The organism is Mastigocoleus sp. MO_188.B34 (assembly GCF_030065675.1).
Classification (GTDB): domain Bacteria; phylum Cyanobacteriota; class Cyanobacteriia; order Cyanobacteriales; family Nostocaceae; genus Mastigocoleus.
In genome coordinates this window covers 1-12639 of record NZ_JASJDK010000175.1, presented here as the reverse complement: position 1 = coordinate 12639, position 12639 = coordinate 1, and the positions used below count along the sequence as shown (strand labels likewise).

The 12639-nt window shown below is 37.0% G+C and carries 8 protein-coding genes; 7 read left to right on the top strand and 1 reads right to left on the bottom strand.

Annotated elements, in window-relative coordinates; genetic code table 11:
• Window positions 1-183: 183 nt before the first annotated feature.
• The 6 genes from QNJ50_RS26535 (at window position 184) to QNJ50_RS26510 (ending at window position 10222) form a co-directional block, all read left to right on the top strand.
• A complete protein-coding gene (locus QNJ50_RS26535; protein ID WP_300641606.1) occupies window positions 184-1434 on the top strand; it encodes a NupC/NupG family nucleoside CNT transporter in 1251 nt (416 codons plus the stop codon).
• Between the two features lie 389 nt (window positions 1435-1823).
• Window positions 1824-3635 carry a fasciclin domain-containing protein gene (locus QNJ50_RS26530; protein WP_300641604.1) on the top strand — a complete coding sequence of 604 codons (1812 nt, stop codon included), beginning with the start codon at window positions 1824-1826 and terminating at the stop codon, window positions 3633-3635.
• Window positions 3636-4154: 519 nt separating this feature from the next.
• On the top strand, window positions 4155-6368 hold the full coding sequence (locus tag QNJ50_RS26525; RefSeq protein ID WP_300641602.1) for a phosphoketolase: 2214 nt from the start codon (window positions 4155-4157) through the stop codon (window positions 6366-6368).
• Between the two features lie 763 nt (window positions 6369-7131).
• On the top strand, window positions 7132-7851 hold the full coding sequence (locus tag QNJ50_RS26520) for a hypothetical protein (protein ID WP_300641600.1): 720 nt from the start codon (window positions 7132-7134) through the stop codon (window positions 7849-7851).
• Between the two features lie 200 nt (window positions 7852-8051).
• Window positions 8052-8816, top strand: a complete 765-nt coding sequence (locus QNJ50_RS26515; protein WP_300641598.1) for a DUF1350 family protein — start codon at window positions 8052-8054, stop codon at window positions 8814-8816.
• Between the two features lie 269 nt (window positions 8817-9085).
• Entirely contained in the window at window positions 9086-10222 is a 1137-nt protein-coding gene (locus tag QNJ50_RS26510) for a SpoIIE family protein phosphatase (protein ID WP_300641596.1), read from the top strand.
• Window positions 10223-10390: 168 nt separating this feature from the next.
• Here the strand turns inward: QNJ50_RS26510 and QNJ50_RS26505 are convergent, their stop codons facing one another.
• Window positions 10391-10717 (bottom strand): STAS domain-containing protein, encoded by a 327-nt coding sequence (locus tag QNJ50_RS26505; protein WP_300641594.1) that lies wholly within the window; start codon window positions 10715-10717, stop codon window positions 10391-10393.
• 657 nt (window positions 10718-11374) lie between these two features.
• On the opposite strand from QNJ50_RS26505, the gene aroB reads away from it, so the two are divergent.
• A complete protein-coding gene (aroB, locus tag QNJ50_RS26500; protein WP_300641592.1) occupies window positions 11375-12466 on the top strand; it encodes a 3-dehydroquinate synthase in 1092 nt (363 codons plus the stop codon).
• Window positions 12467-12639 lie beyond the last annotated feature (173 nt).

Genomic DNA, 12639 nt, shown 5'->3' with positions numbered 1-12639 from the left:
TACTCCTTACTCCTTACTCCTTACTCCTTACTCCTTACTCCTTACTCCTTACTCCTTACTCCTTACTCCTTACTCCTTACTCCTTACTCCTTACTCCTTACTCCTTACTCATTACTCATGTTTCCCACAATACCTGCTATCTTTTAACCTAGTTTCTCTGGACGTGCATACTTGGGAGTCAACATGGAACGCCTCGTGTCAGTACTGGGTTTATTTGTTTTTGTGGGTATATCTTATGGCTTATCAGTTAATCGCCGCGCTATACGATGGCAACCAGTACTATGGGGAATAGCTTTACAATTAATCTTTGGAGTATTAATTCTCAAAACAGCATTAGGCTTTGCAGTATTCAAGTTTTTGGGGGATGTAGTCAGCCGCTTTTTAGATTTTTCTGATGTGGGAGCCAAGTTTGTCTTTGGCGATAATTTTGAAGAACATTTTATTGCGTTTAAAGTTTTACCAACTATAATATTTTTCTCTTCATTTATTACTGTTCTTTACCACTACGGGATCTTACAACAAATTGTTCGAGTAGTAGCAGTTGTGATGATGAAAACGATGAAAACATCTGGTTCGGAATCACTTTCTGCAGCTGCGAATATTTTTGTGGGACAAACGGAAGCACCATTACTAATTAAACCCTATGTTGAAAAGATGACCAAATCAGAACTACACGCGATTATGACGGGGGGATTTGCAACGATTGCAGGTGGTTTGATGGCTGCATATATTTCTTTTGGGGTTCCAGCAGAACATTTAATTGCAGCTTCAGTAATGTCTGCACCAGCAGCTCTTGCAGTTTCTAAAATACTTTACCCAGAAACTGAAGAATCCCTGACAGCAGGTAAAGTCAAAATCAAAGTAGAAAGTACCTATGCAAATGCGATCGATGCTGCTGCAACTGGCGCTAGTGATGGAATGAAGTTAGCCTTAAATGTTGCGGCGATGCTGATTGCTTTTTTGGGTTTATTGGCTTTGGTAAATGGGTTTTTAGGATGGATTGGTTCTCGCATCGGCGTCCAAGAATTGTCGTTAGAGTGGATTTTTTCTTACATACTTGCACCGGTTGCTTGGCTGATGGGGGTTCCTTGGGCTGATAGTCCAGCAGTGGGGGTATTGTTGGGAAAGAAAACGATTTTGAATGAATTTGTTGCTTATTTAGATTTAAAAGCAATTATTGAGAATATTGACAAAATCAAAAGTGGTGAAACTGTATCTAAGTCTTTACCAGTAATATCTGAACGAGCCAAGCTAATTGCAATCTATGCACTATGTGGGTTCTCAAATATTGGTTCTATTGGGATTCAAATAGGTGGAATTGGCGCGATCGCACCGAGTCGTCAAGGGGATTTGGCACAAATGGGAATTAGAGCCATGATTGGTGGAAGTATTGCTTGCTTTATGACAGCCTGCATCGCTGGAATTTTATTGTAATAGTGCGATGATATGTGTGTTATTTTTTACATTTTTTCGATTTGTAAGTTATAACTTTTGAAACGTTCCTTGGGATAGTTGATATTTATTTGTTGCAAAAATATTTTTTCTTTGCACAAGAATATCAATCATCTCAATCATAAAAACGGCTAAATCTCATCCACTTTGGAAGCTTAAGTTTTGGAAGTTTAAATTTTGGAAACTTGAGTTATATAAGCCAATACAGTTTAGTTAAGACTTTTTTTAACAAGTAACCCTGTAGAGACGCGACATGTCGCGTCTCTACGAAGAAATTTAGGTTTATCTGAACCGTATTATTATGTGAGCTGGAGTTTCCCTTGAATGCAAACTGTGAGTTTAACAATGGGTGAGGTTTGTTGGTGAATAAAATGCCCAATTTATCAGATGAGGAGATTTCCGTGGGTTGTTTCTACCGTTTTTCCCCTAAAAAAAATTATTTACTGGCTTTTGGACTAGTAATTACAACAATAAATTCAATATTTTTAAATTCAATATTCTTTTCTCCTTCCAGCTTTGCTCAAGATAGCGATCGCAATTCAGAATTCTTTTTTCCTTCTGATTTTGGTCAGGATAGCGATCGCAATTCAGAGCAAATTTTGGGTCAGTCACAGTTTTCGTCTACTTTATTTTCCGACCTTGGGATAAATTTTTGGGCTAGTCCTTTTATTCAAGCTTTGGTAGAGAGGAATGTAATTACTGGCTTTCCTGATGGTACTTTCAGACCAAACCAACCAGTTAAACGTGCTGAATTTGCAACTATGTTGCAAAAAGCTTTTAATCGAAATCCTATCAGACAGTTAAATCCGGGAGGATTTGCAGATGTTCCAACTAATTATTGGGCATCTTCAGCCATTAGGGAAGCCTATGAGACTGGATTTATGTCGGGTTATCCAGGAAATTTATTTGAACCAAATCAAGAAATTCTCAAGGTGCAAGCAATTGTTGCTTTAACCAACGGTTTGGGATTAATCCGTGAAGACGTCTCAAATGATATTTTAGCTACTTATTATAGTGATGCTTTTTCAATCCCAAACTATGCAACAAATAGTGTACTTGCGGCAACAAAAGCCAATATGGTTGTAAATTATCCTGATGTGGGCGTGCTTAATCCTGTAGGAATTTTAACTCGTGCCGAAACAGCAGCACTGATATATCAGGCTTTAGTAACACAGGGTCAAATACAACCCTTAGCCAGTAATATACCTGCAGCCAGTTACGTAGTTGCAGGAACTCCTAATTTAAACTCCAACAATAACGATATTGTATCTATCGCTTCTTCTAGTAATTCTTTTTCCATCTTAACTTCTCTATTAAAATCAGCTGGTTTGGCAAATATTCTCCAACAACCTGGTCCATACACAATTTTTGCTCCTACCAACGAAGCATTTGCAGCTTTACCACCAGATGTTGTAGAGCAATTACGGCAGCCAAAAAATAAAGAAGTACTGATGAGTATCTTAAAATATCACGTCGTTCCTGGAGAACTTGCTGCGAATCAAATTTCAGGGGGAAAACTCCAAACCTTTGAAGGAGAACCCATCCAGGTTCAAGTTGATTCCAACAGTAATCAAATTGTAGTCAACAATACAAGCGTTATCCAAACAGATATAAAAGCTAGTAACGGTGTCATTCATGCAGTCAATCAGGTATTGATCCCACCCGATTTGGGCGGTCCTGACAAACCAAAGACTGATGTTGAAATTGGGAATGCAGAAAATAATGGAGATAATAATACAGATAGTGATGATGTGAAACCAGGTCGTGCAACTCGTGGAGGTTCTAGTTATATTGGCGTTGCTGCAAATATCGGTCTGGAAGGTGATACAGAACTAGGCGAGACAAATTTTGCAGTAATTAGCAAAATTGGTTTAACAAAGTCCCTTTCAGTACGACCTACAGCGGTAATTGGAGACGATACTGTATTTTTGGTTCCCCTGACCTTAGATTTTTCCCCACGTAAAACACCATCCGTCGGTGGAAAATCCGTTGGGATTTCTCCTTATCTTGGTGCTGGTGTGGCGATAGAAGCTGGCGATGATACAGATGTTGGTTTATTGGTTACTGGTGGTGTAGATGTTCCATTAGGTTCTCGTTTTACCATTAATGGTAGTGCTAACGCTGCTTTTCTGGATGACGACACAGATGTCGGTTTAATGTTTGGTGTCGGTTATAACTTTTAGCTTAATACAAATTGACAAAAAAATTGTTGCTACTGTTGCGTAACTTTTGAAGATGACAACTCAACGAGACATCAAGGGGATCCATCCTCATTGAATGATTATTTTATTCGTAGGGGCGCACATCGGTGCGCCCAATCAAGGATTTGCACCCAATCACCGATAAATATCCTACAGAGAATCTACATCCGATCAAGAACCTACAGCAGGTAGTTAATTAGCACCGCACCCACCCAGTTGAATCTGCCTATAAACGATCAGCTTTGATGTTATTAGGAAAACCTAAATAAAAAAGATACCACTCATCAGGGCGCACCGATGTGCGCCCTCATAATAGTCATTCATTATACACAAGCAAAGGAATGTACTTTGCTAAACTCCTACTAGGCGAAATAACCATATTGAAACAACTTATCCTGAAGTTATACAATCACAATCAATACTCGCGCCCTGGAAGTTGTAAAATTTTTGTTAAATCAACAATCATTTACAATCGGTAGTTATATTCGTAGGGTAGCCAGCATGACAGCAATGACTCCAAAGGTGACTTCCGCCCATCCCCCATTTTGTGAAGGTATTCAATATTTTGGGGAAGCATTTCCGGAATTTGAAAAGTATGGGCAAACAAGCGCGATCGCATCCGGACAAACTTCAGTTAGTGACCCTCAAGACCCCACAGCAGTTTATCAAACCTTACTTGCTGCCGATGCTTTACGTTATCTAACACTACAAGTTACTGGAAGTAAAGCTTCAGGGCATCCGGGTGGTTTTGCTTCCCAAGCTGAGGCTTATGCTTCACTGGTCATGCTGGGTTACAAGAATATTATCACCGAAGTCGGACACCACGCCCCAGGATTTTATAGTGCGATGTTCCTCGATCGCTCTTTAGAAGATATGGGAATTAGCACCGTTCAACAATTACGCGATCGCTTCCGGGAACGTGATGGATTGTTAGGACATCTTTCTGGTTTTATTCCTGGGATTTTGGCACCTGCGGGACCTTTGGGACAAGGTCAACATTTTGCAATGTCGGCTGCGTTTTTACATCGGGATAAACTATTCCCGTTTACACTTGGTGATGGTGGTTTGGGCGAACCCTACATCATGAGTTCTATGGCTCACTTTAATACCGCATATCCTCAAGTTACCAATTTCTTACCAATACTGGTGTGGAACGGTTACAGCCAAGAACATCACAGCATGGTATCCCTCAAAACTAATGAGGAAATGATTACTTATTGGCGCGGTAATGGTTTTGCAGAAGTTGTATTGGTAAATGCAAAAGACTTTGACGATCAAAATCAGCCTGGGGAATATGTTGATAGTACTGAATTTTCCTTTGCCAAGCGGTTAGAATTTGCCAAGGCTGTTTTAGTAGGTATGGATCGAGCCGCCAAATCTGCAATGAGTGGTAAGCTCACAGTGTTTATTATTAAACAACTTAAAGGTGCAGGAGTTCATGCTAAAGGTTCCAAATCTCACAACCTTTATCCCAAAGATACCTTAGATGCACCCCACATGATTGAGTCTTTGAAAGCACGCGCTCTCAATCCTGAAGCTTGGGAAATTGTGCGGACAAACTGCGAACGTGCAGGTGGTGGACCTGCGGGGAAAACAGTTATGACCGAATTTGAATTAGAATTACCGGAATTAGGTAAATTAACTTTAGAAGAATATGCTGTAGGTGGTGATGCAAAAATTTCTACTACGGCGATGGGAGCATTGGTTGCTCAAGTTGGACAAACAGACAAAAAATTTATTGTCAGCAATGCTGATGGTAACCAAGCATCCCAAATTGGTAACATCAACGAAGCCTTGAAAATTGTTCACCCCACCCCTGATGATGAATACAATCAAGGACCAGACGGACAAGTTTACGAACCCTTGAGTGAAGATGCTTGCGCCGGGTTCGCTGCTGGTTTATGTTTGATGGGTGGACGTAGTTTGTGGTGTTCTTACGAATCTTTTGCCATCAATGGTTTACCGATTTGGCAGACCGTCACCCAAGCAATGGCAGAGTTAAGACGCCCTACACCTTCAACTATTACTTTATTCACCGCAGGGGCATTAGAGCAAGGACGTAACGGTTGGACTCACCAGCGTCCGGAAATTGAAGCTTATTTTGCGGCGATGATGCGCAACGGTAATATTTTCCCCTTATTCCCCACCGATGCTAACAGCATTCAAGCTTGTTATGAGTGGGCGTTAAATACCAAAAATAAAGGAATTGTTATCACCGCAAGTAAATCACCTTTACCAATCCGCACTACTTTTGAACAAACCCGTCAAGGTTTACAGGATGGTGCAATAGTATTACAGGAAACTTCCGGAACCAAGAAAGTTGTCTTTGCTGCGATCGGGGATATGATCCTCAAACCAGTTTACGAAGCTGCTAAAACTTTAGAAGCAGAAGGAATCGGCGTAAAAATTGTTTCGGTAATTAACCCCCGTCGTTTATACCTTCCCCACGAAACCGCTTGGGATACCTGTTCTCAAGCCGATGGTATTTTCTTGGATAACATCAAATTTGCCCAAATCTTTGATGGTGATGCTTTAATTGGCATTACCGGTGGTGCAGGTGCAATGTTAGAACCAATTATGCTCAGAAGTACCGCTCCTCGGACAACTGTTTCTTGGAAACGGGGAGAAACCACCTCAAGTGCTGGCGAACTCATGGCGTTTAACGGTATTACTGCTGAAACCTTGGTTAAAAAGGTCAAGCAATTGGTGAAGTAAAATGACTCGCACTTAGCATTATGGCTATTTAATTAAATATTTCTTCAACAAATTGATACCGCTCTTCCACCAATAGAGCGGTATTTTTTACTGCAGGGCTTCTAAGTTTAATCCATGCAGTAGCTCTGTCGAGATGAATGAATGCGCCTGAAATTCTTTAGAATTACGAGTTATAATTTTGACAAATCAATATGTACCAGACTAAGTACAATATTTTCTTGCAACCCAAATTAAGATAATTGAAAACATTATGTACTTTGTATAGGAATTACATTTGATTTTTGTTGTTTCAAGCCTGCACCTCGAAATCAAAAACTTTCGGTCGGCTTATTGTCTGCGTGATATACCTCCTGGAAACCAATTTGTTCTCAATATTGTCATGAGTTTCAGGATACTTACTTTTTCTCTCCGAAGTTCGCACATTGCTAATAATAATTAAACTGAATTCAGATATATACAGTAGTGTTCTTTATTTTTATCAATAAGAGAAAGAAAATATGATTATTCAAGTTTTAATGAGGTTTTTCTCCAAGTCATTGGTACTGATATCCTAAATAAAGTTATGAATACACTTAAGTCCAAACCTAAAGCTCTAAATTCTATATAATTACTTGTATTTTATATTACGAGTTAATAATTTTTTATCCTGCTAAGTATAAAATAAGTTAACAAGCCGATACCAAGTATAAGACCTAAATTGAATCGAGATAAATTTGATTAAGATATAATACGAACAAGCAACCTACACAAGGATTTTATAGTCGTGCATAATGATTTAATAGGACTGGAAATAACTACACAAGACATCCAAAAATTAACAAATTTACCAATTAAACATAAGCCAAAAATTATTATTAATTCAATCAAGAGATTGTTCCAATTATTAATGGAAAAAGTCAAGGGTCCAGAAGGTGCAACTATATTTTTTATGGCTCTAGCTGGAATAGTTAGCAGCTATGTTATTTTTACTTTATTCATTTTTTCATTTATTTCCTGGTTGCCACTTCCATCATGGTTATCCTTTATCGGATTCTGCTTTGCTTCAGTATTTGGAGTGCAATTATTTTTAAATATATCCTCGAAAAATAATGCCAAAAAACTACGTGAAAGTATGACTTATTCCTTAGAAAATCTTTTAAGAGATGTTGAAAGATTTAATTCAGTAGTGAAAGCTATAGATATTAACGACCAAATTGAAGCTGCAGGTAATGATGGGGTTAGTATCACTAATAGAGGTAAAGTAATTCAAACTTTGAGAATAACTAGAGACGATTTAGTGCGTGCATTAAAAACCGAAAGAATTATACGAGAAAATAAACAATTTATTATTAATAATACAGAACTATTTGCAAGTAATTTAGCGACTTTGACTGCAGTTGATTTTACAGAAGAAGCCACAGAACATGGAAGATTACTCAATGAAGCTTTACAAATTGCTCTTGATGTCCAGCATGAGATGAAAAATTTACAGAGCCAGCAATAAAACAAATCCCAACTGTAGGGATTCTTTTTTTATAACATATTCATATCTTAATTAAACAAAATACTTCCAGTCTATTTCCTAACCAATTCCTGTCTTAAATGTTATTAGAAACTCTTCAGGCTTAATATTTGATATATTTAAATATAAATTACTGTTAACAATTGTTAATTTTTCACTTTTATCTCTTTGAAGAGTGATACATGAATTGGAAAGAAATAGCTGGAAACTCGGTCCTAGTACCTCACAAACCCATTGGTGTAATTCATTTTTTAGGCGGTGCATTTGTGGCTACTGCACCCCAGGTTACATATCGTTTACTTCTGGAGTACTTAGCAGAAAAAGGCTTTGTGGTTGTTGCCACTCCATTTATCAACACTTTAGATCATAAAGCGATCGCTGAAAATGCTCTTCTCAACTTTGAACGCGCACTAGTCAGGTTAGAAGACAGAGGGATTATTAATGGTTACCTTCCCACATATGGTCTTGGACATAGTATGGGTTGTAAGCTTCATTTATTGATTGGTAGCATCCACCAAGTTGAACGCGCAGGAAATATTCTTGTTTCGTTCAATAACTATGCCGCTAAAGAAGCCATTCCTCTATTAGAACAATTTAATTCCACCATCAATGTGGAATTTACTCCTTCACCAAGCGAAACTAATTCTATTGTGCAAGAACATTACCGGATTCGCCGCAACCTACTAATTAAGTTTCGCAATGACACTATCGATCAATCCAATATTTTGACAGAAATTTTACAATCGAGGTTTGGAGAAATGACAACCGCCAAAACTTTAACTGGAAATCACCTAACTCCACTCGGTCAGGATATTAAATGGACTCCTGGTAAAGAGTTTAACCCTATAGATGCTGTAGGACAGTGGTTTAAACAAGAAGTTTACCGCGACTTAAATCAGCTTAAACGAACTTTGGGTTTGTGGTTGAGTCCCCTTTCTCCTCCATAAGTATTACATAAAAATAAAAGTTATGTATTACACTTTATTTTTATGTGACTAAGGGTTATTCTGTATCTTAATCATAAATTTCATGAGAAAATTAGTAGATAGATGTTAAGATATGAAACCCTTAAGCGTGCGAATAACCTCATTTAAACTCAAAAACAAGTAAAAATACGGAATCGTATCCGTCTTTACTCAAGACAATTTGAGTTAAATATGTGACAGTAAAAATAAAGATAACTAAAAATTTACAATTCCTTGGCGGCTCGGCGTATATGTTTCAAATTTTGGTGATAGATGACGATCGTGCAGTACAGATATTATTGAAACGGATGCTGGAAAGACAAGGTTATGAAGTAATAACTACCAGCAACGGAGAAGAAGGTATTGCAAAAGCTTTAGATTATCGCCCAGCTTTGATTATTTGTGATTGGGTGATGCCGGGATTAAATGGATTAGATGTTTGTCGCTATGTCAAAAAAGATTCTAATTTAACAACAACTTTTTTTATTCTACTCACATCTTTAGATTCCATTGCCGATCGAGTCAAGGGTTTAGATGCTGGTGCTGATGATTTTATTACTAAACCTGTAGAACAAAATGAATTGCAAGCGCGGGTAAGAGCAGGTTTACGTCTGCATCAAATGAGTCATGAACTAAAAGCACAAAAACAACTTTTGGAAGACGAATTAGCGGAAGCAGCAGAGTATGTACGTTCTTTGCTTCCCAGTCCGATGACCAAACCTTTCAAAATTGATTTTCGCTTCATTCCTTCACAACAATTAGGTGGAGATTGTTTTGATTACTATTGGCTCGATCCAGATTATTTAGCCATTTATTTGCTTGATACTGCAGGGCATGGACTCAAAGCAACTCTCCCTTCAATTTCTGTGTTGAATTTGCTACGCTCCCATGCTCTTAAAAGTCTTAATTACTATCAGCCAAGTGAAGTATTAAGAGCACTTAACGACACTTTTCAAATGAATTATAAAAACGATAAATATTTTACGATCTGGTACGGAGTGTATAACCGAGTTAAAAAACAATTAATGTACGCAAGTGCAGGTCATCCACCAGCAGTTTTATTATCCAAAAATTCAACTAATAATCCAGAAGTCAAGTTATTAAAAACTCCTGGAATGCCAGTAGGAATGTTTCCTGAAGCTAAATATGTGGATGACTTTTGTACGATTGAAGAATCTAGTACGTTATATATTTTTAGTGATGGCGTCTATGAAATAACTAAGCCCAATGGAACTGTTTGGAGTTTAGATGCTTTTATTAGAATGCTAGCCGAGTCATCTAGTTTTGCAGAGAATAAACTAGAAATAATTATTAATTATTTAAATCAGTTGAATTCCAAAGGTGTATTTGATGATGACTTATCAATTCTTCAAATTCAGTTCGACTGATTACTCACAAACCGAAAAGATATAGATAACCGAGCTATACAAATATACATAATTATATTTAATAAATTTAAAGATATTTTGATTACTTTATTTTATCTTAAAATATACAAGCATAATTGGTGATACATTGCTGCTCAGTTGTCTAGAACTTATTTTTGAAAGATTAACTTAAGCCCTGGAAAGAAGAGACTTATCAAATTCTTCGCGGTTATTGAAAACCTCAAACACCTTATCCATACCAGTTAATTCAAATAAGATTCTAACTTGTTCGTTAATCGAACACACAACCAGTTTTTTCTCGTATGCTCTAACTGTTTTAAATGCTAAAACCAAAGCACCTAAACCAGAACTATCCATAAAACTTACATCTTTAAAATCTACCAAAAATATTTTGGCATCACTTTCCAATAAAGAAGAAATTTCGTCACGAAATTCTGGAGATTTACTGGCGTCTAAGTTTCCTTTTGGTTGAATAACTTTGACTCTATCTATCATTTTCTTTAAATGGATTTTTAGTAAGTTTTACATTTATTGATTTTCTATGCCAATGATAATTTATTTTATAAAAAGGTGCCATATATATTTACGCAAATTAAAAGTTATATGCTATACTGGTATACATTAATGCTATTAAGAATATTCTCTACGATAAAAACTTAATAACATTTTTTTGAATCAAACCGCAACTACCATAGTAGTGAACTACACAAACAGGTTAATTACCATTTCACGTTAAGTTAAATTGGTATTTATCAGCTTAATACCTAATTATTTCGAATTCATCGTAAATATCATCTGATTACTAAGAACATGATGTAATCAGCTTTTTCTGTGATTTATTTTTTTGATTTACGAATACTAATTATTGATAGTGCTTTTTATTATACTTAATACTCTTTTTATACGTTAATTGCATAAGATAATATGTGTAGCTTGAATCATAATAATCATCACCCAATAAAATTATTCAATTTCAGCATATATCTAAGCTTACTCCACAGACAATTAGTTAGTAACAAATGTCACTAGTTATTTGATTCAGTGAATTTATTATATTGGTTTATTATTTTGCCAACGGCAAAACTTGTATACACTTGAGTTATCGGTTAAAATACTGTGCGCGGGCACTTTTAACTTGTCACTATTTCAGCAATGGCTTGTGCAATAAAGGTTTATCTACCAGAAGATTCCTATGAAGTTACGATTTCATCAGGTTATCTTGATGTATTAGGTGAGAAAATATCAACTTTGGGTTTGGGTAAAAAGATTTTGTTAGTATCTAACCCAACCGTGTTTGGGCACTATGGAGAGCGGGCAATAAGTTCTCTCAAATCTGCTGATTTTGACGTTGATAGTTGTATCTTGCCCGATGGAGAGCAGTATAAAAATTTAGAATCGCTTCAGAAAATATATGATGCTGCTTTAGAAAATCGTATAGAACGCTCCTCAACAATGGTAGCTCTGGGAGGTGGTGTAATTGGTGATATGACTGGCTTTGCTGCTGCAACTTGGTTGCGAGGAATTAAGTTTATACAAGTGCCCACTACATTATTAGCAATGGTAGATGCGGCAATTGGTGGTAAAACTGGTGTTAATCACCCCCAAGGAAAAAATCTTATTGGTGCTTTCCATCAACCACAATTAGTACTCATAGACCCGCAAGTATTGCAAACTCTCCCAGATCGAGAATTTAGTGCTGGAATGGCAGAAGTTATTAAATACGGCATAATTTGGGATCGAGAATTATTCGATCGCATGGAAGAATGCGAACGCTTGGATCGAATATCTGCCATAACGCCGGATATTATCGAATACATATTAAACCATTCCTGCCAATCTAAAGCTGACGTGGTCAGTAAAGACGAAAAAGAAGCTGGATTGAGAGCAATTCTTAACTATGGACATACAATTGGTCATGCAGTAGAAAGCTTGACTGGTTATAGTGTTGTAAACCACGGGGAAGCTGTTGCAATTGGTATGGTTGCAGCAGGAAAAATAGCCATAGAGTTGGGGATGTGGAATTTAGAGGAAGCACAAAGACAAGATAGGTTAATTGAAAAAGCAAATTTACCGACCAAATTACCCGCAGGAATTAATATTGAAGGAATTATTGCTGCTTTACAGACTGATAAGAAAGTCAAAGCAGGAAAAGTTAGATTTATTTTACCTACTAGTATTGGTGAAGTTGAAATTACAGATCGGGTTTCAGCAGAGGTTATTCGTCGGATTTTAGAGCAGATGTGATTTTAAGTAGGTTTAGGCGATAAAGTAATAAGTAATACCGATTCCTTTAACTTTATTAGACCCGTCCTAAAATTCGCAAGCCAATGTTTACAAGGCTTTGAGACAAATCCTTGCAGATTACCTTTTAACGTAAAAACTAGAGTTTGATACAGTTACTGATAGTTTAGAGCGAA

Coding starts and splice junctions, on each gene's coding strand:
- QNJ50_RS26505 (WP_300641594.1), bottom strand. CDS start 10,717: ATGATAGATAGAGTCAAAGTTATTCAACCAAAAGGAAACTTAGACGCC.
- QNJ50_RS26530 (WP_300641604.1), top strand. CDS start 1,824: ATGCCCAATTTATCAGATGAGGAGATTTCCGTGGGTTGTTTCTACCGT.
- QNJ50_RS26525 (WP_300641602.1), top strand. CDS start 4,155: ATGACAGCAATGACTCCAAAGGTGACTTCCGCCCATCCCCCATTTTGT.
- aroB (WP_300641592.1), top strand. CDS start 11,375: ATGGCTTGTGCAATAAAGGTTTATCTACCAGAAGATTCCTATGAAGTT.
- QNJ50_RS26535 (WP_300641606.1), top strand. CDS start 184: ATGGAACGCCTCGTGTCAGTACTGGGTTTATTTGTTTTTGTGGGTATA.
- QNJ50_RS26510 (WP_300641596.1), top strand. CDS start 9,086: ATGTTTCAAATTTTGGTGATAGATGACGATCGTGCAGTACAGATATTA.
- QNJ50_RS26515 (WP_300641598.1), top strand. CDS start 8,052: ATGAATTGGAAAGAAATAGCTGGAAACTCGGTCCTAGTACCTCACAAA.